The 22,545-nt window shown below is 67.5% G+C and carries 20 protein-coding genes; 11 read left to right on the top strand and 9 right to left on the bottom strand.

Annotated features, from left to right (window positions below; all coding sequences use genetic code 11):
* Positions 1 to 103: 103 nt before the first annotated feature.
* Positions 104 to 568: a hypothetical protein gene (locus C5F75_RS34910; protein ID WP_059579635.1), complete on the top strand. Its 465-nt coding sequence runs from the start codon at positions 104 to 106 to the stop codon at positions 566 to 568.
* Between the two features lie 498 nt (positions 569 to 1,066).
* Here the strand turns inward: C5F75_RS34910 and C5F75_RS34905 are convergent, their stop codons facing one another.
* From C5F75_RS34905 to C5F75_RS34895, 3 genes are all read right to left on the bottom strand, one after another.
* Complete coding sequence (locus C5F75_RS34905) at positions 1,067 to 1,531, bottom strand: hypothetical protein (protein ID WP_059579635.1); 465 nt, start codon at positions 1,529 to 1,531, stop codon at positions 1,067 to 1,069.
* Between the two features lie 226 nt (positions 1,532 to 1,757).
* Positions 1,758 to 2,225, bottom strand: coding sequence for a sodium:proline symporter (locus C5F75_RS34900; protein WP_104013454.1), 468 nt, complete (start codon positions 2,223 to 2,225; stop codon positions 1,758 to 1,760).
* A 61-nt stretch (positions 2,226 to 2,286) separates the two neighbouring features.
* Positions 2,287 to 2,949, bottom strand: coding sequence for a hypothetical protein (locus C5F75_RS34895; RefSeq protein WP_059579449.1), 663 nt, complete (start codon positions 2,947 to 2,949; stop codon positions 2,287 to 2,289).
* Positions 2,950 to 3,346: 397 nt separating this feature from the next.
* Between C5F75_RS34895 and C5F75_RS34890 the strand changes: the two genes are divergently transcribed.
* Positions 3,347 to 3,949 carry a DUF6630 family protein gene (locus tag C5F75_RS34890; RefSeq protein WP_104013453.1) on the top strand — a complete coding sequence of 201 codons (603 nt, stop codon included), beginning with the start codon at positions 3,347 to 3,349 and terminating at the stop codon, positions 3,947 to 3,949.
* 45 nt (positions 3,950 to 3,994) lie between these two features.
* Here C5F75_RS34890 and C5F75_RS34885 read toward each other — a convergent pair whose 3' ends face one another.
* Positions 3,995 to 4,957, bottom strand: coding sequence for a LysR substrate-binding domain-containing protein (locus C5F75_RS34885; protein ID WP_104013452.1), 963 nt, complete (start codon positions 4,955 to 4,957; stop codon positions 3,995 to 3,997).
* A gap of 57 nt (positions 4,958 to 5,014) precedes the next feature.
* Here C5F75_RS34885 and C5F75_RS34880 point away from each other — a divergent pair, with 57 nt between their 5' ends.
* The 3 genes from C5F75_RS34880 to C5F75_RS34870 all read left to right on the top strand — a co-directional run bounded on the left by C5F75_RS34880 (position 5,015) and on the right by C5F75_RS34870 (position 8,100).
* Positions 5,015 to 5,914 (top strand): DMT family transporter, encoded by a 900-nt coding sequence (locus C5F75_RS34880; protein ID WP_104013462.1) that lies wholly within the window; start codon positions 5,015 to 5,017, stop codon positions 5,912 to 5,914.
* 641 nt (positions 5,915 to 6,555) lie between these two features.
* Entirely contained in the window at positions 6,556 to 7,710 is a 1,155-nt protein-coding gene (locus C5F75_RS34875) for a branched-chain amino acid ABC transporter substrate-binding protein (RefSeq protein WP_104013451.1), read from the top strand.
* An 87-nt stretch (positions 7,711 to 7,797) separates the two neighbouring features.
* Positions 7,798 to 8,100 (top strand): hypothetical protein, encoded by a 303-nt coding sequence (locus C5F75_RS34870; RefSeq protein WP_059579460.1) that lies wholly within the window; start codon positions 7,798 to 7,800, stop codon positions 8,098 to 8,100.
* 93 nt (positions 8,101 to 8,193) lie between these two features.
* Here the strand turns inward: C5F75_RS34870 and ydiJ are convergent, their stop codons facing one another.
* Entirely contained in the window at positions 8,194 to 11,241 is a 3,048-nt protein-coding gene (gene ydiJ, locus C5F75_RS34865; RefSeq protein WP_104013450.1) for a D-2-hydroxyglutarate dehydrogenase YdiJ, read from the bottom strand.
* A 153-nt stretch (positions 11,242 to 11,394) separates the two neighbouring features.
* Between ydiJ and C5F75_RS34860 the strand changes: the two genes are divergently transcribed.
* Complete coding sequence (locus tag C5F75_RS34860) at positions 11,395 to 12,285, top strand: LysR substrate-binding domain-containing protein (RefSeq protein ID WP_060310015.1); 891 nt, start codon at positions 11,395 to 11,397, stop codon at positions 12,283 to 12,285.
* Between the two features lie 20 nt (positions 12,286 to 12,305).
* Here C5F75_RS34860 and C5F75_RS34855 read toward each other — a convergent pair whose 3' ends face one another.
* Positions 12,306 to 13,157 (bottom strand): LysR substrate-binding domain-containing protein, encoded by an 852-nt coding sequence (locus C5F75_RS34855; RefSeq protein WP_104013449.1) that lies wholly within the window; start codon positions 13,155 to 13,157, stop codon positions 12,306 to 12,308.
* Between the two features lie 111 nt (positions 13,158 to 13,268).
* On the opposite strand from C5F75_RS34855, the gene C5F75_RS34850 reads away from it, so the two are divergent.
* Complete coding sequence (locus C5F75_RS34850) at positions 13,269 to 13,916, top strand: LysE family translocator (RefSeq protein ID WP_104013461.1); 648 nt, start codon at positions 13,269 to 13,271, stop codon at positions 13,914 to 13,916.
* Positions 13,917 to 13,976: 60 nt separating this feature from the next.
* Here C5F75_RS34850 and sfnG read toward each other — a convergent pair whose 3' ends face one another.
* Both sfnG and msuE read right to left on the bottom strand, forming a co-directional pair.
* Complete coding sequence (sfnG, locus tag C5F75_RS34845; protein ID WP_059579471.1) at positions 13,977 to 15,080, bottom strand: dimethylsulfone monooxygenase SfnG; 1,104 nt, start codon at positions 15,078 to 15,080, stop codon at positions 13,977 to 13,979.
* Between the two features lie 37 nt (positions 15,081 to 15,117).
* Positions 15,118 to 15,678: an FMN reductase gene (gene msuE, locus C5F75_RS34840; RefSeq protein WP_104013448.1), complete on the bottom strand. Its 561-nt coding sequence runs from the start codon at positions 15,676 to 15,678 to the stop codon at positions 15,118 to 15,120.
* Between the two features lie 453 nt (positions 15,679 to 16,131).
* Here msuE and C5F75_RS34830 point away from each other — a divergent pair, with 453 nt between their 5' ends.
* Together C5F75_RS34830 and dhaL are read left to right on the top strand one after the other, a co-directional pair.
* Positions 16,132 to 17,259 carry a sigma-54 interaction domain-containing protein gene (locus tag C5F75_RS34830; protein ID WP_104013447.1) on the top strand — a complete coding sequence of 376 codons (1,128 nt, stop codon included), beginning with the start codon at positions 16,132 to 16,134 and terminating at the stop codon, positions 17,257 to 17,259.
* 244 nt (positions 17,260 to 17,503) lie between these two features.
* Complete coding sequence (gene dhaL / locus C5F75_RS34825) at positions 17,504 to 19,204, top strand: dihydroxyacetone kinase subunit DhaL (RefSeq protein ID WP_104013446.1); 1,701 nt, start codon at positions 17,504 to 17,506, stop codon at positions 19,202 to 19,204.
* Positions 19,205 to 19,223: 19 nt separating this feature from the next.
* Here the strand turns inward: dhaL and C5F75_RS34820 are convergent, their stop codons facing one another.
* Positions 19,224 to 19,511: a DUF1330 domain-containing protein gene (locus C5F75_RS34820; RefSeq protein WP_059579480.1), complete on the bottom strand. Its 288-nt coding sequence runs from the start codon at positions 19,509 to 19,511 to the stop codon at positions 19,224 to 19,226.
* 262 nt (positions 19,512 to 19,773) lie between these two features.
* On the opposite strand from C5F75_RS34820, the gene C5F75_RS34815 reads away from it, so the two are divergent.
* Both C5F75_RS34815 and C5F75_RS34810 read left to right on the top strand, forming a co-directional pair.
* Positions 19,774 to 21,159 carry an MFS transporter gene (locus C5F75_RS34815; protein WP_059641089.1) on the top strand — a complete coding sequence of 462 codons (1,386 nt, stop codon included), beginning with the start codon at positions 19,774 to 19,776 and terminating at the stop codon, positions 21,157 to 21,159.
* 296 nt (positions 21,160 to 21,455) lie between these two features.
* On the top strand, positions 21,456 to 22,388 hold the full coding sequence (locus tag C5F75_RS34810) for an MBL fold metallo-hydrolase (RefSeq protein ID WP_059579484.1): 933 nt from the start codon (positions 21,456 to 21,458) through the stop codon (positions 22,386 to 22,388).
* Positions 22,389 to 22,545: the final 157 nt, after the last annotated feature.

The raw sequence follows: 22,545 nt of genomic DNA, 5'->3' as shown, positions 1-22,545 counted from the left end.
GGCGATCGCCGCGCGACGAATCGTGCGCAAGCAAAACGGTGCGCGGGCGTCGTTGGCGACGCTCGGGATCAATGGGTCGGGGGCAACGACGCAGGAGCCGATCATGTGCAACTCGTTTCGATCCGTGACAGGTATCGTCTGTCTCGGCTTTGCCGCGTCCGTCTTCGCGCAAATGACCGACGATCCAGCGGAGAACGGCACGAACTGCCGTGCGGTCGTCGCGCAGGCGAACATCGACGGCACGGAGCAGCAGATCGTGGGGCGCGCGTGTCTGCAAGACGACGGGACCTGGCAGATCGTGCAAGACGCCGACGGCAGCGTGCTTTGGTACCCGGTGGCAGCCTATCCGTATGCCGATCCGTGGTACTGGGGGCCGCCGCTGTTCATCGGCGCGGGTGTGAGCTTCATCTTCGTCGATCGCTTCCGGCGTTTTCACCATTTCGATCACGTCGATCATTTCAATCCGATCGGACATCGCCGCTTCGGCGTGCCGATGGGCGCGGGGTTCCGCCATGGCGCGTTCCCGGTGGGTGCGGGTCACGGGTTCGGCGGCATGCGGCGACATTAGACCGATGATTGGACCGGTGTTGCGACGCCTGTTCGACCCTGGAAGGCGTGCGGCGACTGTCCAGAGCCTTCAGTGCCGGAAACGTGCTGCGGTCCCATGAACCGAGGCCGTACGATTGCCACAGTATTCTCCGTCTGACGAAAATTTCGAAGGTGGGCGTCGGCGGAGACAATTTTTCGAGGCGCTGCCGCCGCTCGAAGTCGTGACGAACGTGAAGATGGCCAGTGTAAACGCGGCAGGCGCGCACCGCGGTGCGCGCCTGCCGCGTTTACACTGGCCATCTTCACGTTCGTCACGACTTCGAGCGGCGGCAGCGCCTCGAAAAATTGTCTCCGCCGACGCCCACCTTCGAAATTTTCGTCAGACGGAGAATACTGTGGCAATCGTACGGCCTCGGTTCATGGGACCGCAGCACGTTTCCGGCACTGAAGGCTCTGGACAGTCGCCGCACGCCTTCCAGGGTCGAACAGGCGTCGCAACACCGGTCCAATCATCGGTCTAATGTCGCCGCATGCCGCCGAACCCGTGACCCGCACCCACCGGGAACGCGCCATGGCGGAACCCCGCGCCCATCGGCACGCCGAAGCGGCGATGTCCGATCGGATTGAAATGATCGACGTGATCGAAATGGTGAAAACGCCGGAAGCGATCGACGAAGATGAAGCTCACACCCGCGCCGATGAACAGCGGCGGCCCCCAGTACCACGGATCGGCATACGGATAGGCTGCCACCGGGTACCAAAGCACGCTGCCGTCGGCGTCTTGCACGATCTGCCAGGTCCCGTCGTCTTGCAGACACGCGCGCCCCACGATCTGCTGCTCCGTGCCGTCGATGTTCGCCTGCGCGACGACCGCACGGCAGTTCGTGCCGTTCTCCGCTGGATCGTCGGTCATTTGCGCGAAGACGGACGCGGCAAAGCCGAGACAGACGATACCTGTCACGGATCGAAACGAGTTGCACATGATCGGCTCCTGCGTCGTTGCCCCCGACCCATTGATCCCGAGCGTCGCCAACGACGCCCGCGCACCGTTTTGCTTGCGCACGATTCGTCGCGCGGCGATCGCCTCTCGCCGCTGCTTCGCTTCGTACAGGGGTCTCCTGACGGCTAAACGACACAGCGCGGCAGGTTATTCCAGGGGTCGGGATACGGATGTCCGTCGCAGACATCCTTGGCAATCGATGCCGGGATCACCGCGTAGCGTGACGTCGGGCGACATGGTAGACAGCCGCTGCCGTGATCCCGAAGATCAGATGAGCGACCAGCGTGATCGCGCCGCGAACCGGGATGAACCACGGAAAGATCGCCGTGAACCCGTACAGGTTCACGCCATACAGGAGGAACCCGAACGCGCCGCCCGCGAACAGCGCGGCCACGAGCGGCAAACTGCGGATCAGCCGTGCCAGCACGGCCGCATAGACGAGCGAAAGCGCCGCATGCACGAGCGTCGCCACGCCCATGACCAGCGGATCGAAGCCGCCGGACGCACCGAGCACGCGTGGCCCCATCACGATCGCGGCGGTGAGGCGCGCGTCGCGCAACAGGTTCCGGACGGCGTCTTCGCCGACGATGGCCCAAAGCAGCAACTCGATGACGGTCGATCCGACCGCCGCGCCGAACGCTGCCCAGAGAACCGGCACCACGCGCGCTTGTTTCAATGCTCGTCCTTATGGCGGGGAAATCGATGCATCGAGCGAAGCCGCCGTGCAAACCGGTCCGCTACGCCCCTTCGCAGTCCGACCAGTACGCAAACGGATCGCGATGTTTCGGATAGTGCTCGTCCAGCCATTTCAGCAGCGTCGCCCGCGCATTGTCCATGTCGGCCTTCAACGACGACGTCGTCAGTTCGTGCAATTCGACGGATTTTTCCCGATCGATCACGAAGCAGTTCCAGTCGGGGCCGTCGAGATCCGGATCGTCGGACGCCTTCGACGACTTGCTCCAGCCGAAACGCTTGCGCGCATCGATGTAGTAGCGCGGATGCACCTTCAAATACGACATCTCGCCGCCCTGCAGGCTGCTCTCGGCGCGCAGCACGTCGCGCTCGTCGACGATCTGCGTGACTTCCGGAAGCCGGCGCGAACGCCATCCGGCAGGCAGCGTCGCCACCGCGCGGACGCTGTCGTACGTGCCCCACTCGAGGCCCCACGCTTCGGCCATGCGCTTCATGAACGCGTCGGCGCTCGGATAACCGCGCAACTGGATGCGGGTCGACAACGTGACTTCGACGCCGCGACCGCCGGATGCGCTCGACACCTCGTCGTCCGTTGCGAACGGATTGCCCGGACGCGGCGATTCGCGCTTCGCGTCCGTGGGCGCCAGGCCGGAAAAAAGTTGATCCAGCGCCGCACGCGCTTTCGACGATTTGTCTGGTCTATTCATCGGTTCCCTTTTGTGCAAATTTGAACCCGTATTGCAATAATTGGTGATTGCCCTGCCGTCGGGCAAAGGCTCGATTCCGCCTCACTGTTCCGCTTCACCGCGGCGATCTCGCCGTTTTCCGCGGCTGCATTGTAACGATTCGGCGGCTGCGGCCGCGGCCGAACCCCGCCGCATTCCATTCGTCCCGAAACGGTCGCCGACATAAAGCGGCATGACCACGCGAGTTTCCATGGCAAGCCAGCCGTCCGTGCCGTATACACTCGCCCCTTTCGTGGCGTCGGAAGTCCGACGGTACGCTCGACGACATCGACACCGGGCTTCATCCGAAAACCGGCTTCCCTGCCGGCCGTGATCGCACGCGTTGGTGGCCGCGAAACGAGGCAATGCTGGAGAAACCATGATCCGATTTTTCACGCGCTGGTTTGGCAACAAGACAAGCGACCGGAACGACACACCGGACGCGCCCGAGCCGGTTTCCGATGCCGATATCCTGCGCGATCACTTCTCGCCATCGCCAGACGCGTTGGCGGCGCTTGCGAAGCTGGTCGAGCTCATCGTAAAGCCGCTCGACACCGTGACCCGTCACCGTCTCGTCGCCTACGTCCTCGATGCCGAACCCGGAGAAGACACGTCGTCGATACTCGACTGGGTACTGACACGCGACATGAGCGCCCCGGAAACGCTCGACCCTTCCAACTGGTGCCTGTGCATTTCGGTCGACTGGCGCGCATCCGACCAAATCGAATGGCAGGCAAACCAGATGCTCGATACGCTGGGCATCGCCGAGCGCTGGACCTGGGACGGCGAAGGCGACGTACCGGCCGGGCTGCTCGTGCTGGGCGCCTGGCTGGCCGATAAAGGGTACGCGTTGCTTCATCTCGACACCGGACACGACGCCTATACGGCGTTCGCCGTCAGCCAAGACGACCTCGCCGAAGCACTCGCGCTTGCCCATGCCGCGGGTGCGGAAATCTCGATGTACGACGACCTTCGGCCGTGAAAGGCATGCGTCCCGCTCGCCATTCTACGCAATCCGCCGCGCCCCCTACCCCAGCGCCCTGACCATCCGCTCCATCAACGCAAGGACTTCCGGTCGATTCTCGCCCTTCGCATGCACGAAGTGATAGCTGAGCAGCGAATCGACTTCGTGGCGGCTCACGCGCACGAGTGCGCTGCGCTTCAGATACGCATCGGCAAGCGGCGTTCGCGCAAGCGCCACGCCCAGTCCCGCTTCGGCCGCCGCCAGCACGAGGTTGTAATCCTCGAACCGGCGATCCTGCGCACGCGGCTTGAACGGAATGCCGAGCGCATCGAACCACGTGCGCCAGCCGGTCACGTCGGAATCGTGCAGCAACGGCATGTCGAGCAGCGCGGCATCGCCCGTTGCGCGGCGCATCCTGGCCAGCTGCCCGGCAAGTCGCGGATGGGCGACCGGATACAGCCGTTCCGGCATGAACGGCCGGGTTTCAAGCTGACGCCAGTTGCCGCGCCCGTACCGGATCGACAGATCGGCTTCGCCGCCGGCGATATCCACGTTGCGCAGCTCGATGCCGAGCTCGATGCGCAGCGCGGGCGCTTCACGCTCGAGCGCAGGCTGCCGCTCCAGCAGCCACAGCTGCGCGAACGCGGGCACCACGCTCATCCGGACCAGCCGCGGCGTGCGCGGCGAGCGCCACTGATCGGCCGCGCTGTCGATGATCGCGAACGCCTGCTCGATCCGGCCGACGAAGCGCTGCCCGTCCGGCGTCAGGCGCACGCCGCGCGCATGCCGCTCGAACAGCGCCATCCCGAGCCAGTTTTCCACGGCGGCCACCCGCCGGCTGATCGCGCCGTGCGTGACGCCGGAGACGTCGGCGGCCGCGAGAAACGAACCCTCGCGCGCGACCGTGCAGACCGTCTCCAGGCTCGCGAGCGGTGGCCGCGGGCCCGGCATCGGGGTGGCGGCCACCGGGCGCGCATGCGCCGGACCGTCTGCCCGCCGCGCCGCCGAGCTGTGAGCCATATTCATATCCGGGTGTTGATCTGTGCGCTAGCTTAGCATCTCGCCATGCCGCACCATTACCGCATGAATACGCTTTCGTCACCGACGTCGCGCGGCGCGCGACAACCGCTCGTCGCGGCAGCGGCCGTCGCGTTCACGATCGTCTCGTGGGCGTCCGCCTTCCCGTTCATCCGGATCGGCCTGCACGGCCTCGCACCGCTGCAGCTCGCGGCCGCGCGCTTCGCGACCGCTGCGTTGCTCGTGATCGCGTGGCTCGCGTGGCGACGGCCGCCGCTGCCGACGAAAGGCGATGCGTGGCGCTTTCTCGCGTGCGGCCTGCTCGGCATCGCACTCTACAACGCCCTGCTCAATACCGGCGAGCAAACCGTGTCGGCCGGCGCGGCGAGTTTCATCGTGAACACGCTGCCGATCTTCACCGCGTTGCTGGCCGCCGTGTTTCTGCGCGAGCGCTTCAATTGCTGGGGCTGGCTCGGCTCGCTGATCAGCCTGGCCGGCATCGCGGTGATCGCGCAAGGGCAGCCCGGCGGCCTCGTCCTCGGCTCGGGGAGCACGCTGATTCTCGGCGCGGCGCTGTGTTCGGCCAGCTATTTCGTGTTGCAGCGGCGGCTGATTCCCGTGTACGGCGCGCTGCCGTGCACCGCATACACGCTGCTGGCGGGCGCGGCGCTGCTCGCGCCGTGGCTGCCTGGCGCGCTCGTGTCGCTCGGCGGCGGGTCGCGCGATACGGCGCTGGCCGTCGTGGTGCTCGGCGTCTTTCCCGCCGCGCTCGGTTACGCGACATGGACCTTCGCGCTCGGCTACTTCGGCGCCGCGCGCGCGGCCAACTTTCTCTACCTGACGCCGGCGGTTGCGACACTGCTGTCGATGGCGCTGACGGGCGAGCGGCCCGGCATCGCGACGGCGTGCGGCGGCCTGCTGGCGATCGCCGGCGTGACCGTCGTCGCATGGCGCGGACGGTCGTAGGTCGAGATGGCGGCGATTGCGTGGCCGACGCGACGATCCGAAAGCCGAAGCGGGCCGGTCGCGAAAAGCCCCGGTTTCTGCCGAACTGGACGAATGGCGCAGTCAGTGCAATCGGCACCTATTCGTCGATGCTGGCGAACTAGACCGTTAGTTGCATAACGGCAGCGATCGCACTCGACGAAGCATGACCATGCAACCGGATACGCGATTCGCAATTGACCAAACTGTGCAGACAAATCGACCAAACAGTTCCCGATTGACCGCACGTCAGTGTCCATGGCTTCGCCGCGACGACCGGCCGAATAATGGATACGGCCGTAAGGCCGACGACAGCGAATCGCAATCCGCAGGCCGCCGTGGCGCACGATTTCCGGTATCCGGAACCTTCGACATCCGCGCGCCGGCAAGCGCCGCAACGGCCCGCCACACGGGGCACGGCGGCACGCGGAAGCGGGTTCCGATATATTCATACGAATTGCATCGCGTCAGGCGCCGGTCCGCCCGCTCGCCCGGGCGGCAGGTCACCCGGCCGGACGCCATGCAAGCGAACCCGTGACGGGTAGTGAAAATCGTCCGATCGCGCCGGCTGCGGCCGGCCGGTCGAGACGTCAATAGAAAGACATTCAATTCGGAGATGACAGATGGAACGAAGCACTGTCGGCATGCGCTGCAAACCCCTGATCACCGTTGCATTGGCTGCCGCCGCGTTCGCGGCCGCCTCGGGCGCGATGGCCGATCAAGTGGTGAAGATCGGCAGCGTCGAACCGACGACGGGTGGCATCTCGCACCTCGGCAAGGACAACGAGAACGGCGCGCGCCTCGCGGTTGAGGAAATCAACGCAAAGGGCCTGACGATCGGCGGCAAGAAGATCACGCTGCAGCTCGACGCGCAGGATGACGCGGCCGACCCGCGCCAGGCGACGCAGGTGGCGCAGAAGCTCGTCGACGACAAGGTCGTCGCCGTCATCGGCCACCTGAACTCGGGCACGTCGATCCCGGCGTCGAAGATCTACAGCGACGCGGGCATCGTGCAGATCTCGCCGTCTGCCACGAACCCCACCTACACGCAGCAAGGCTTCAAGACCACCTACCGCGTGGTCGCGACCGATGCGCAGCAGGGCCCGGCGCTCGCGAGCTATGCACAGTCGAAGGGCGTGAAGAGCGTCGCGGTGATCGACGATTCGACCGCGTACGGCCAGGGCCTCGCGAACGAGTTCGAGAAGAAGGCGAAGGCGCTCGGCCTGAAGGTGCTGTCGCACGACGCGACCAACGACAAGGCGGTGGACTTCCGCGCGATCCTGACCAAGATCAAGGGCGAGAACCCCGACGCGATCATGTACGGCGGTATGGACGCCACCGGCGGCCCGCTCGCGAAGCAGGCGAAGCAGCTCGGCCTGCGCGCGAAGATCCTGTCCGGCGACGGCGTGTGCACCGACTCGCTCGCGCAGCTGGCCGGCCCGGCGGCCGACAACGTGCTGTGCTCGCAGGCAGGCGCTGCGCTCGAGAAGATGCCGGGCGGCGCGGACTTCCTCGCGAAGTACCAGAAACGCTTCAACCAGGGCATCAAGTTCGACGCACCGTTCGCGTATGACGCGGTCTACATCGCGGTCGACGCGATGAAGCGCGCGAACTCGACCGATCCGGCGAAGATCCTCGCGGCGATGCCGGCGACGAAGTACGACGGCGTGATCGGCACGACGACCTTCGACGCGAAGGGCGACCTGACGCACGGGATCATCTCGATCTACGGCTACAAGAGCGGCAAGAAGACCTTCCTCGACCAGGTGAAGATGTAACCCCACGCGGCGCCGGCACGACGGGAACGCCACCCGTCGACGCCGGCGCCGCGCGGGCCGAATGCCGATTCACGGAGACGAAGCATCATGTGCGCAATGGCGTATGCGGAATTCCAGCAGGAGTTGAAGAAGGCGCAGTTGACGGCGCGCGAGTTCGCCCGCCTGATCCGGATGAACGAAAGTTCGATCACCAACTATTCGAGCAAGGGCACCGTCCCTTCCCACCTCGCGGTCATCGCGAAACTGATCGGCACGCTGGCCGCGCACGAGATCGACTTCCGGCGCGTGATCCGGCAAATGCGGATCGAGCCGAAACGGCCGCGCGGCGTCGGCGTGCTTCCCGCGGCGGAAAAACCGCGGGCGCGTAAAGCGGCGAAAGCCGACGCCTGACCCGCGCCGGCGGCAGTCGACAGCGGCACGGGGTTGCCGCTCGACGCGCGATCGACGCCGCCTAGGCGGCGCGCGCCCCGCACCGCCCTGTTGTCACCCCACGGCCCGCACATGGTCGAGCAGCGCCTGCAACGGATGGCGCACCTGCTTCGACGACAGGCGTTTCACCTGGCTGCGGCACGAATACCCGGTCGCCAGCGCCTCGCCTTCCTGCTCCGGCCCGTCCACGTGCGCGGCCCAAGACTGCGCATAGATCGTCTTCGACGTCGCGAGATTGCGCGCCTCGTGCCCGTACGTGCCCGACATCCCGCAACACCCGGCCGCCTGAACCTGCAAGCGCAGCCCGCGACGCGCGAACACCTGCACCCATTGCTTGCCGCTGTCCGGCGCATTGGTCTTCTCGGTGCAATGCGGCAGCAGCCGATATGAAACCGTCGCCCCGCCCGCACCGGCTTCCGGCAGCACATCGAGCAGCCATTCCTGCGGCAGCGCGACCTTCGGCACGTCGGTGAGCCCCGTCACCTTCCGGTACTCCTGCCGATACGTCAGCGTCATCGCCGGATCGAGACCGACCAGCGCGACGCCCGAGCGCGCGAGCGCGGCCAGTTGCGTCGCGTTGCGGACCGCCGCCTTTTCGAATGCGTGAAGAAACCCCTGCACGTGCAGCGCCTTGCCGTTCGGCGCGAGCGGCGCGAGCCACACCTGAAAGCCCAGGCGCGCCGCCAGCTCGATCAGCGTCGCCAGTTGCTCGGTATCGAAGTAGCGCGTGAACGTGTCCTGCACGATGACGACGCTGCGCGCGCGCTGCGCATCGCTCAGCGCGGCGAGCGCATGCGGATCGGCCGGCTTCACGCGCCATGCGCGGATCACGGCCGCGAGATCGAAGCGGCTCAGCAGCGGGCTGTCGACCATGCCGACGTGGCGCTCGAGCAGCGTCCGCACCCAGCCGGCGCCCATCAGCCCGTTGTACAGCGCCGGCACGCGCGCCATCCACGGCATCGTGAATTCGAGCGAGCCGATCAGGTAGTCGCGCAGCGGCCGCAGGTACCGCTGGTGATACAGCTCGAGAAAGCGCGAGCGGAACTCGGGCACGTTCACCTTGACCGGACACTGTCCCGCGCACGACTTGCACGCGAGGCAACCGGCCATCGCGTCGTACACCTCGTGCGAGAAATCCGCGTCGCCATCGCGGACGTTGCGGCCGTTGCGCCAGCGCGCGGCCAGACCGCGCAGGAACGGCTGCCGCGTGCGCGCCGCCGCGACGACGTCGACGCCCGCCTGCCCTTGCAGGCGCAACCATTCGCGCATCAGCGACGCGCGCCCCTTCGGCGACTGCACGCGTTCGCGCGTCGCCTTCCACGACGGGCACATCGCGTCGTCCGGATCGAAGTTGTAGCACGCGCCATTGCCGTTGCAATGCATCGCGGTGCCGTAGCTTTGCCACACGCGCTCGTCGATCTGCCGGTCATGGTCGCCGCGCGTCGGCACCTCGTCGATCTTCAGCAGCCGCAGCGCGGAGTCCGGCGGCGTCGCGATCTTGCCCGGGTTGAACTGGTTGTGCGGATCGAACGCGGCCTTCAGTTGCTGCAGCGACGGATACAGCTCCCCGAAAAACGCCGGCGCATATTCGGAGCGGACGCCCTTGCCGTGCTCGCCCCATAAAAGGCCACCATGGCGCTGCGTGAGCTCGGCCACCGCGTCCGACACAGGCCGCACCAGCGCCGCCTGCTTCGGGTCCTTCATGTCGAGCGCCGGGCGCACGTGCAGCACGCCCGCATCGACGTGGCCGAACATCCCGTACTGCAGCCCGTGGCCGTCCAGCAGCGCGCGGAATTCGGCGATGTACGCGGCGAGGTTCTCGGGCGGCACCGCGGTGTCCTCGACGAACGGCTGCGGACGCGCCTCGCCCTGCACGTTGCCGAGCAGGCCGACCGCGCGCTTGCGCATCGCATACACGCGCTTCACCGCGTCGTCGCCGACCGCCAGCGTGTGGCCGAGCCGCGCCACGCTCGTATCGGTGCGCAGATGCTCGACGAACGCACGCACGCGCGCATCGACGTCGTGTTCATCGTCGCCGCTGAATTCGATCAGGTTGATGCCGAGCGTCGGACGCGCGTCGTCCTGCGGGAAATACTCGGCCACGCTGCTCCACACGAAGTCCTTCATCGCGAGCATCAGCACTTTCGAATCGACCGTCTCGATCGACAGCGGCCGGTGTTCGAGCAGCGCGCGCGCGTCGCGTAACGCGTCCATGAAGCCCGCATAACGCACGTTGACCAGCACCGAAAACTTCGGGATCGGCAGCACGTTGAGCTTCGCCCCGACGACGAAGCCGAGCGAGCCTTCTGCGCCGCACAGCACGCTGTTCAGGTTGAAGCGGCCGTCGGGTTCGCGCAGGTGCGCGAGGTCGTAGCCGGTCAGGCAGCGGTTGAGTTTCGGAAATTTCGCGTCGATGAGCGCGGCCTTGTCGTCGCGGATGCGCCGCGCGGTGCGATACACCTTGCCGACACGGTCCTGCCGCGCGCAGCGGCGCTCCAGTTCTTCATTGTCGAGCGCGTCGCTGTGCAGCCGCTCGCCGCCCATCAGCACGAAATCGAGTTCGAGCACGTGATCGCGCGTCTTGCCGTACGTGCAGCTGCCCTGGCCGCTCGCGTCGGTGTTGATCATCCCGCCGACGGTCGCGCGGTTCGACGTCGACAGTTCCGGCGCGAAGAAGAGGCCGTGCGGCTCCAGCGCCGCATTGAGCTGATCCTTGACGACGCCCGCCTCCACGCGCACCCAGCGTTCTTCCGCGTTGATCTCGAGGATGCGGTTCATGTTCCGCGACAGATCGACGACGATGCCGTCGGTCAGCGACTGCCCGTTGGTGCCGGTGCCGCCGCCGCGCGCGGCCACCGCGACGTCGCGATGCGCGGGCTCGGCCAGCAGCCGGGCCAGCAACTGGACGTCGTCCGCATGCGCGGGGCAGACCACCGCCTGCGGCAGGCGCTGGTAGATCGAGTTGTCGGTGGCCTGCACGGTCCGGTTCGCGTGGTCCGCGCGGATTTCCCCGGCGAAGCCGGTCGCCCGCAACGCGACGAGAAAATCGCGGTAAACGTTCGCGGACGGATTGGCAGGACGGGGCAACGGGACGATCGACATGGGGCAAAAACGCAATGTGGGTGGAGCCGGCCGGTTCGCGTTCGCCGAAACATGAATTTTTGGCAAGTTTCCGCGCGACCGGGAATTCCAGTATCTTCGTATCTTCCGCCGAAAACAAACGAATTCTCACCCGGCAAAACTTGCAAAAAACTCATGAATTACCGTCGCCTCACCCCGTCGATGTCGCTGCTGCTCGCATTCGAGGCCGCCGCGCGGCATGAAAGCTACACGCGCGCGGCCGACGAGCTGTCGCTGAGCCAGAGCGCGATCAGCCGGCAGGTGCAGACGCTCGAGGATCAGCTCGGCGTGCCGCTGTTCCGGCGCGAGGGCCGCTCGGTCAAGCTGACCGAAGTCGGCCGCCGCTATTTCGCCGAGCTGAGCGGCGCGCTCGGGCGCATTCGCGGCGCGACGCTGCAGGCGATGTCGCATCAGGCCGGCGCCGGCTCGCTGCGGCTGGCCACCCTGCCGACCTTCGGCTCGAAATGGCTGCTGCCGCACCTGCACGGCTTCTACGCCGCGCATCCGGGTGTGACCGTGCACCTTCATTCACGAATCGGCGCGATCGATTTTCTCAACGACGACCTCGACGCGGCGATCACCGTCGGCGCGGACGACTGGCCGGGCCTGCACGCGCACCGGCTGTACAACGAGTTCCTGATCGCGATCGCGCCGCCCGATACGGGGCGCGGCCGCAAGACCGACACGCGCACGCCGGCCTGGGCCGCGAAGCAGACGCTGCTGGGCGTGACGAGCAATCAGCAGGCCTGGGCCGAGTGGTTCTCGCACTATCGACTCGACCATCGCCAGATGCGCGTCGGCCCGAGCTTCGAGCTGACGTCGCACCTGATTCAGGCCGTGCGCGCGGGAATGGGGATCGGGCTGGTGCCGAAGGTGCTCGTCGAGGATGAATTGAGCCGCGGCGAACTCGTGTCGATCGGCGACGCGATTACCAGCCAGCGCAGCTATTACCTCGTCTACCCGCCGGGCAACGAAACGCTGCCGTCGCTCGTCGCCTTCCGCGAATGGTTGCTGGCGTCGTGCTGACACACGGCGCGTAGCGGCCCTCAGACACGCCATTCGCCGAGAATCTGCTCGGCGAGGTAGTCGCACGGGGGGCGCGCGGACTGCGCGCTGCGCGCGAGCACGACTTCCATTTCGCCGAGCGGCGGCAACCCGTGGCTTTCCGACAGCTGCACGAGATGATCGGGAATACAGCAGCGCGCGAGCGGCGCGACCGCGAGCCCGGCCTCCACCATGCTCAGCAGCCCGAGGTGGCTCGGGCTTTCGTACGACATCCGGTACGGGATCTTCCGCCGATTCAGCGCCCTCACCGCGTGATCCCGCGCCATGCTACCGCCGTGCGGGAAAAACGCCACCGGCAGCGGCCGCTCTTCCCACACGTTGCGCTTTGGCGAACCGACCCAGACGAGCGGCTCCATCCGGATCAGCTCGCCCGTCACGCCCTTGATCCGCGTGAGGCATGCGAGGTCGACCGTGTTGTCCTTCAGCATCGGCACGAGCGCGCTGCTCGGCTGGCCGATCACGCGCACTTCCACGCGCGGATGCATCGCGGCGAACTTGCCGAGCACCTGCGGCAGCAGCGACGAGATGTAATCGTCGGGCACGCCGATCGTCACGCGGCCGCGAATCTCCGGACGCACGACCGACGCCCACGCCTCGTCGCGCATCGCGAGCATCCGGCGGCCGTAGTCGGCCAGCATCCTGCCATCGTCGGTCGCCGTGACGTTGCGCGTGTCGCGGATGAACAGCGGCTTGCCGAGCGCGTCTTCCAGCGTCCTGATCTGCATGCTCACCGCCGACGGCGAGCGATGCACGACTTGCGCGCCCTGCGCGAACGATCCGGACTCCGCGACGGCCACCACCATCGCGAGCACATCGAGGTCGAGCTTTTTCATGTCGATTCAGAAAAACTGATCAATTGATTCAGTTTATCCCGTTTTACTGTTCGCCCCCAGCGCCGGACAATGAATTCCGTCAACACTCACTCGATGCAGGAAGCGGAAAACATGCATACGTCCGGATCGCTCTACGCGTTTCTCGTCATCGGCGGCATGCTCGCGGTCACGCCGGGGCCGAACATGGTCTACGTGATGTCGCGCTCGATCGCGCAAGGGCGCGCGGCCGGCCTCGTTTCGCTCGCCGGCGTGATGATCGGCTACCTGTTCTACATGTTCGCCGCGGCGTTCGGCATCACGACGCTGTTCATGAGCGTGCCCTATGCGGGCAGCGTGCTGGGCGCGGTCGGGGCGGCCTATCTGCTGTATCTCGCATGGCAGGCGGTGCGGCCGGGCGGCCGCTCGCCGTTCGAGGTGAAGACGCTGCCGAACGAGCAGCCGTTGCGGCTGCTCGCGATGGGCGCGACGACCAGCGTGCTGAACCCGAAGCTCGCGATGCTGTTCGTGTCGCTGCTGCCGCAGTTCATCGACTACGGGCGAGGCAGCGTGTTCGGCCAGTCGCTGTTTCTCGGCTCGCTGCTGATTGCCGCGTTCGCGTCGGCCAACGGGCTGGTGGCGATCTGCTCGAGCAGCCTCGCGAGGTTTCTGCACGGCCGTCCCGCGCTGCTGCTCGCGCAGCGCTGGGCGATGGGCGCGGTGCTCGGCGGCCTCGGCGTGGAGATGGTGATCGAGGCATCGAAGATGGCGGGCATCACGTAAGCGTCGTGCCGCCGCGCGGGCCCGCACGATCGCGGGCCGCGCGCAGGCGGCCGGTCGGCGTCACGCGGCCACGGCCTGCCGCTGCGCCTCCAGCTCGCGCACGAGCGGCAGCACGCGCTTGCCGAAGTACTCGACTTCCTCGATGAAATGCAGGAACCCGGCCAGCACGAGATCGACGCCGATCGCCTTCAGCGCGACGATCCGCTCGGCGATCTGCCGCGGCGTGCCGATCAGGTTCGTGCGAAAGCCGTCGTTGTACTGCACGAGATCCTCGAACGTCGATTTCGCCCAGTTGCCCTCGCCCTCGGGCGACGCCTTGCCGGCCTGCTTCACCGCATCGCCGAACGCGTGCACGGCCTCGACGTGCGCATGCCGGATGATGTCGTCGAGCACGGCCTTCGCTTCTTCCTCGGTGTCGCGCGCGATCACGAACGCATTGACGCCGATCCGCACGCGATGGTTGTTCGCGGCCGCCTTCGCGCGGATGTCGTCGATCTGCGCCTTCAGGTTCTCCGGCGTATTGCCGTTCGTGAAATACCAGTCCGACACGCTCGCCGCGTTGTCGCGCGCCGCGCGCGAGCTGCCGCCCTGGAAGATTTCCGGATGCGGCTTCTGCACCGGCTTCGGGCTCAGCGTGTAGTCGTTGAAGCGGTAGAAGTCGCCCTTGAACGTGAAATTGTCCTGCGTCCAGATGCCCTTGAGCGCCTGGATGAATTCCTTCGAGCGCCGATAGCGTTCGTCGTGCTCGAGCCACGGCTCGCCGATCGCGGTGAATTCGCCCTTGAACCAGCCGCTCACGACGTTGATCGCGATGCGCCCGTTCGAGATGTGGTCGATCGTCGCGAGCTGCTTCGCGACCACGGCCGGATGCCACGGCCCCGGCAGGATCGCGGCGAGCACCTTGAGCTTCGTCGTCGCATGCAGCAGCGCCTGGCTGAACGACACCGACTCGTGCTGATATTCGGCGCCGTAGCCGGCCGTGAAGCGGATCTGGCTCAGCGCGTAGTCGAAGCCGGCTGCCTCGGCCGTGCGCGCGAGCTTCTGGTTGTATTCGAGGCTCCAGTCGGTGCGCTGCTCGATCGTGCTCACGACGAGGCCGCCGCTGACGTTCGGCACCCAGTACGCGAATTTGACGCCGTCGGCGGAAGGGTCGGGAAGGCTCATGAAGGTGTCCTGGTCGAAGGGGAAACGAAAAAGCGGCTTACGCGGCCGCGGCGGAAAGCACATGCGCGCGCAGTTGCGGCACCGCGCGATTCACCGCGAGCGCGATGCGCTCGCGCAACGCCGGGCTGGCGATCTGGTACGCGTTGAAATCGCTTTCGGACGCATACACGCCGATCGGCAGCGTGCGTGCCTGGAAGAAGCTGAACAACGGGCGCAGCTGATGGTCGATCACGAGCGCATGCCGCTCGCTGCCGCCGGTGGCCGCGAGCAGCACGGGCACGTCGACGAGCGCGTCGTGGCGCACGAGGTCGAACAGGTGCTTGAAAAGGCCCGTGTACGACGCGCGGTACACCGGGCTCGCGACGACGAGCGCGTCTGCCGTCTCGATCGCGCGGATCAGCGCATCGAGATCGGCCGGCACCTGCGCACGCGTCAGCGCGCCGGCCAGCCGGCTGCCGATCTCGCCGAGTTCGATCAGCCGCGTATCGATCGGCAGCGCGGCGCCGAGCGCCGTGACGATCGCGTCGGTCAGCGTCAGCGTGCGCGACGGCCGCTGCAGGCTGCCCGATATTGCGACGACGTTGAGGGTGTGGCTCATGCCATGCGTTCCCGTGGTGGAGCCGCGTGCAGTGCGGCGATACCGGTTCGGGTCAGCAAGGAGCGTGCCATCGGTTCGGGTGCGCGGCTGCAAGGTCGTCTGCATCCCGAAACTTTGCGCCATCGCCCGTCAGCATTGGCGCTCGACCAAATGCGCGACAGTGGCAAGCGTTTCGGTTCGTGCGTCACATCGATATTCCGCAACGAGATGAATCCGGTGCAGCGGGCCTGCTGATGCGCTGCTGATCAGGCAGCAGCGCATCACGCGCGATAGCACCCGATTCGACGTTCGAGCGTCACGGCGCCGCCACGTTTCCGCGCCGTTGCGGGTTCCGCAGCAATCGCGCTTTGGTTATCAGAAATCGATGCTTTTCGCGCGCGGCGAAACGTTCAACACTCTGCTGATCACGCAGCAGCCGCCCCGCATCGCCTGGCCATCCAACGGTTCATCGCCATGACTTCCATTTCCCCATCGCCGCGCCCGCTCAATCTTCGTGTCGTCACCGCGCCCCGCGACCTCGCCGAGCTTCAGGCCGAGGCGCCCGTGCTCACGCGGACCGAACGTCACGCGCAGCCCTGTGCGCAAGCGCAGGTGTTCGCCGATCCGCGTTCGCTCGCGCTACTCGAACAGGTTCGCCGCGTCGCGCCGAGCGACGCGAACGTGCTGATCGTCGGCGAGACGGGCACCGGCAAGGAACTGATCGCGCGCCGCGTGCACGATCTCGGCGCCCGTCGCGACGGACCGTTCGTCGCCGTGAACTGCGGCGCATTCTCCGAAACGCTCGTCGACAGCGAACTGTTCGGCCACGAGAAAGGCGCGTTTACGGGTGCGATCAACGCGAAGCCCGGCTGGTTCGAAGCCGCGCACGGCGGCACGCTGTTTCTCGACGAAATCGGCGACCTGCCGCTCGCGATGCAGGTCAAGCTGCTGCGCGTGCTGCAGGAACGCGAGGTCGTGCGGCTCGGTTCGCGCACGGGGATTCCGGTCGACGTGCGCGTGGTCGCGGCGACCAACGTCGACTTGCAGCAGGCGGTCGCGGCCGGACATTTTCGCGGCGACCTGTTCTACCGCCTCAACGTCGTGCAGCTCGCGGTCCCGCCGCTGCGCGAGCGCCCGGGCGACATCCTGCCGCTCGCGCGGCACTTCTTCGACATGTACCGCGACCGGCTCGGCAGCGGCCCGCGCCGCATCGATCCGCGCGCCGAGCGTCGGCTCGAGGCGCACGGCTGGCCGGGCAATATCCGCGAACTGGAGAACGTGATCCATCACGCGCTGCTCGTGAGCCGCCACGACGCGCTGCAGGACACCGACCTGCACATCGCGCCGCCATGCCGCCCGACCGTTGCCGCGCCAGCAGCCGATTCGCCCGCCGACGCACAGGCGGCGCTCGAACACGCGCTGCGCGACCTGTTCGACGACGGGCCCGGCAATCTCTTCGAACACATCGAGGACACGGTCATGCGTGTCGCGTTCGAATTCAGCCATCGCAACCAGATCCGCGCCGCGCAGTTGCTCGGCATCAGCCGCAACGTGCTGCGTGCGCGGCTGATTCGCGCGAAGGCGATCGCCGCGCTCAAGTAGCGGCATCCGGCGCGCGCCGCCGTTCCGCTCCGGCGCGATCACGTCGCGATCCGTGTCGCGACGTCCGAACCTGATGTATCGTGGCGCCAGGCGTACGCTTCGTTGCCCGCCCCGCATTCGGTCGTCGGTTGTGCGACCGTCCGCGACCGGCAACCGCTCACGCACGATCCTCCGCAACACGAAAGCCGTCCGGCGCCCGTGCGCGTCCGGCCGAGCCCCGTTCACCCGTCCGGAACCCGTCGCCATGAAAAAGCTAGTAAACCGCCCGTCCGACGTCGTGCGAGAGATGCTGGAAGGCATCGCGCGGCAATCGCCGCATCTCGCGCTCCTCGGCGACGAGCACGTGCTCGTCCGCCAGCCGCTGCCCGAGCCGTCGCAGCGGCCGGTCGCGATCCTGTCCGGCGGCGGCAGCGGCCACGAGCCCGCGCACGGCGGCTACGTCGGCGAAGGGATGCTGAGCGCGGCCGTGTGCGGCGAAGTGTTCACGTCGCCGTCGACCGACGCCGTGCTTGCCGCGATCCGCGCGAGCGCCGGCCCGAACGGCGCGCTGCTGATCGTGAAGAACTACACCGGCGACCGCCTCAATTTCGGGCTCGCCGCCGAGCTCGCACGCGCGGAAGGCATTCCGGTCGAAACCGTGATCGTCGCCGACGACGTCGCGCTGCGCGGCCGCGTCGAGCGCGGCCAGCGGCGCGGGATCGCGGGCACCGTGCTGATCCACAAGCTCGCGGGCGCCGCCGCCGCGCGCGGGCTGCCGCTTGCCCGCGTCGCGAGCATCGCGCGCGACGCGGCAGCCGAGCTCGGCACGATGGGCGTCGCGCTCGACGGCTGCACGATCCCGGGCGCCGACAAATCGGGCTTCAGCCTCGCCGATCACGAGATCGAGCTGGGCCTCGGCATCCACGGCGAGAAAGGCGTCGAGCGCCGCGCGCCGCTGCCGGCCGACGCGCTGGCCGACACGCTGCTGTCGAGCATCGTCGCCGATCTCGTGCTCGAGCGCGGCGAGCGCGTCGCGCTGTTCGTCAACGGCCTCGGCGCGACGCCGGACATGGAACTCGCGATCGTGCTGCGCGCCGCGTTCGACAACCTGAGCCGGCGCGGCATCGTCGTCGCGCGCGCATGGGCCGGCACGTTCCTGTCCGCGCTGAACATGCCGGGCTGCTCGATCTCGGTGCTGCGGCTGAACGACGAGCGCGCGGCGCTGCTCGATGCGCCGACGCAGGCGCGCGCATGGCCGGGCGGCGGCATCGCGAACACGCGGATTCGCGTGGCCGCGGACGCGTCGCAGGACGCGCCGCTGCCGCCGCTCGACGCAGCCGGCCGCGCGTGGGCCGCGCGCCTGCAACCGGCGCTGCACGCGGTGGCGCAAACATTGATCGACCACGAGCAGACGTTGACGGATCTCGATGCGGCAGCCGGCGACGGCGATCTCGGCGCGAGCATGCGGCGCGCCGCGCAGGCGATCCTCGAACTACCCGACACCGCGTACGGCACGCCGTCCGGTGCGCTCGCGGCGCTCGGCGCCGCGTTGCGTCGCGCGATCGCCGGCAGCTCCGGCCCGTTCTATGCGACCGCGCTGCTGCGCGCGTCGCGCCGGCTGGCCGATATCGCCGAGCCGTCGCCGCGCGACTGGGCCGCGGCATTGCGCGCGGCGGTGGATTCGATCAGTGAACTCGGCGGCGCGCAGGCCGGCGACCGGACGATGCTCGATGCGCTGGTGCCGGCCGTCGACGCATTCGGCCGCGCGCTCGACGGCGATCGCGATCCCGCGAGCGCATGGGCGGCGGCCGTCGACGCGGCCGAGCGAGGCGCGCGGGAAACGGCACGCATGACGCCGCGCGCGGGACGGGCCAGCTATCTCGGCGAACGCGCGATCGGTACGCCGGATGGCGGCGCGGTGGCCGTCGCGTACTGGCTGCGCGCGCTGCTGCCGCACGTGCGGTAACGGGCGCGCGCGGCCGCGCTCAGACGCCCTCGACCAGCACCGCGCGATAGCGCGCGCCCTTGAACCGGTGCTGGACGACCTTCTGGTATTCGGGGCCGTGATACCACGCGTGCGCGGCCTCCTTCGACGGGAACTCGACGATCACGACGCCTTCCGGGCCTTCACCCTCGAGGGTTTCCTGCGGCCCATAAGCGGCGAGCACCTTCACCGGATGGCCGGCGAGGGTCGCACCGACCTGGCTCGAGTAGAGGTCGAGCTCATGCTGGTCCTGCGTGCTTTCCCGTGTAAAGACGATGTAGGTCGCCACGATATGCGCTCCTGATGAAGGGTGAAAAAAGGGACGCCACGCGCCGCACACTCCGACGAATCCCGCATGGCTGCGCGCAGCTTACCGCCATTCGCCGGCCGGCGCCGCGGCGAGCCGGCCCCGGCCTCCGCCGGCCCCCCGCCACGGCGCGGGAAAACCCCGATCTCCACATCGTCCTATGACATCGGGCATCGCTAATTGGCGGGATTACTTTGATCCTCGTCGGCGCCCGCCCGGGCGCATGCTGATAGCGAGGACCCTCATGCGATACGTGCCATCGTGGACTTCCGTTTCCGCCGCGTCGTCGATTCCCGACGATACAACCACCCAGCGCGGCGACGAGCCGCACAGCCTGCCGCGGGTCGCGATCACGGCCGCCGCCCTCGGCAACGCGACCGAATGGTTCGATTACGGTATTTACGCGTACGGCCTCGCGTACATTTCCGCCGCGCTGTTTCCCGGCAACACGGCCAGCGCGACGCTGTTCGCGCTCGGCACGTTCGCGATCTCGTTCCTGATCCGCCCGCTCGGCGGCCTGTTCTGGGGGCCGCTCGGCGACCGGCTCGGCCGCAAGCGCGTGCTCGCGCTGACGGTCCTGACGATGTCGGGCGCAACCCTGCTCGTCGGCTTGCTGCCGAGCTACGCGACGGCCGGCTGGCTGGCGCCGGCCGCGCTGATCGTGCTGCGCATGGTGCAGGGCTTCTCGACCGGCGGCGAATACGGCGGTGCGGCGACCTTCATCGCCGAATACGCGCCCGATTCGCGGCGCGGCCTGTGCGGCAGCTTCCTCGAATTCGCGACGCTCGCCGGCTTCTCGCTCGGCGCGTTCCTGATGCTCGGCTTCGCGCTGCTGCTCGGCGATTCGGCGATGCATGCGTGGGGTTGGCGCCTGCCGTTCCTCGTCGCGGCGCCGCTCGGCCTGATCGGCTTCTACCTGCGCTCGCGCCTCGAGGAAACGCCGGTGTTCCGCGAACTCGAGGAGCAGGCGCACCGCCGCGAGAAAAGCGTCGCCGCCGCGCTGCCGATCCGGCTGCTGCTGGTGCGCTATGCGAAGCCGCTGCTGCTGCTTGGCGGGCTCGTCGTCGCATTGAATGTCGTCAACTACGTGCTGCTCGCGTACATGCCGACCTACATGCACAAGGAGCTCGGCGTCAGCGAAAACATGTCGCTGCTGATTCCGCTGATCGGCATGCTCGCGATGATGGTGCTGCTGCCGTTCGCCGGCTGGCTGTCGGATCGCGTCGGCCGCAAGACGATGTGGTGGATCTCGCTCGTCGGGCTGTTCGTCGCGGCCGTGCCGATGTTCACGCTGATGACGCACGGCCCGCTCGGCGCGTTCGTCGGCTTCGCGGTGCTCGGCGTGCTCTACGTGCCGCAGCTCGCCACCATTTCCGCGATGTTCCCGGCGATGTTCCCGACCCACGTCCGGTATGCGGGCATGGCGATCGCCTACAACGTGTCGACGTCGCTGTTCGGCGGCACCGCGCCGATCGTCAACGACTGGCTGATCGGCAAGACCGGCAACGCACTGATTCCCGCGTACTACATGATGGCCGCCTGCGCGGTCGGGCTGATAGCGCTGCTGGCGGTGATCGAGACGCGCGGATGTTCGCTGCGCGGCGACACGCTCCCCGGCCAGCCGGGCTGACCCGCGCGCCGGCCGCGCCCGGCTTCCCATAAACGGCAACCATTGCATCGCCCGCCGTCCGGCAACGGACGGCGGGCGACGTGCATTTCGGGCCACCGAAGCCGCGGCCCGATTGTTGTCGTCCGGACAACACGATGTGCCCCCGCGCGGCGCTGTCGGCGTGTGTCGGCCGTCACTACAATCGTTGACACGCTCGACCGGAATCCGGGCGAACCGAAGCGCGGCCTTCACGATCGCGCCAGCGAGCCGCGCCGTGCCGCGCGGCTTACCTCTCTCGACGAACAGGACTACTGAACATGAACGCACCCATCCGCAACGTCCGGCCGGTTACCGCCCGCCTGGGCAACGAATCTTCGGGCGAGCTCGTTTCGTCCCGCTACGCGGTGCGCATCGGCGACGTCGATGTCGTGCTGATCAGCGACGGCGTGCTGCCGCTGCCGACTTCCACCATGTCCACCAACGTGAGCGAAGCGGACCGCAACGCGTGGTTCGACGGCCGTTTCCTGCAACGCGACATGTTCGACTGGGCGCTCAACATCGCGCTCGTGCGCAGCGGCGATCGCCTGATCCTGATCGATTCGGGCGTGGGCGACGGTTTCGAATACTTCACGCGCGCCGGGCGCTCGGTGATGCGTCTGGAATCGGCCGGCATCGATCTGGCCGCGATCACCGATATCGTGATCACGCACATGCACATGGATCACGTCGGCGGGCTGAACGTCGACGGCGTCAAGGCGAAGCTGCGCCCCGACGTACGCATTCACGTGTCGGCCGCGGAAGTGGCGTTCTGGAAGCATCCGGACTTCAGCAAGACGGTGATGCCGGAAACCGTTCCGCCCGCGCTGCGCAAGGCGGCAGCGAGGTTCATGGAGCTCTACGGCGAACACGTCGTGCAGTTCGATCGCACCGTGGAAGTCGCCGCGGGCGTGTCGGCGCGGGTGACGGGCGGGCATACGCCGGGGCACTGCGTGGTCGACATCGCATCGAACGGAGAAAAGCTGACGTTCGCGGGCGATGCGATTTTCGAAGTCAACTTCGACAATCCCGACTGGCAAAACGGCTTCGAACACGATCCCGAAGCGGCGGTCGACGTGCGTCTCGCGCTGTTCAACGAAGCCGCGGACACCGGCTCGATGCTGGCTGCCGCGCACGTCGCGTTCCCGTCCATCGGCCATGTTGCCCGGGACGGCGACGGTTTCCGGTTCGTCCCGGTCGTGTGGGATTACTGAGTGACGGGCGATAGCCGACGCGCGCCGTAGGCGATGCGACGACGGTTTTGCTGAACCGGACCTGCACCCGGACCGGCAAGAAAACACGCCGCCGCACTTGCATGCGGCGGCGTCGCCTCGCGCGCCGGAACGCGCATCAGGATCGGTGACAACTCAC

Source organism: Burkholderia anthinoferrum, from assembly GCF_002925705.1.
Lineage (GTDB): Bacteria > Pseudomonadota > Gammaproteobacteria > Burkholderiales > Burkholderiaceae > Burkholderia > Burkholderia semiarida.
Note: the sequence above shows the minus strand (reverse complement) of the source record. Positions and strands in the feature narration are given on the sequence as shown.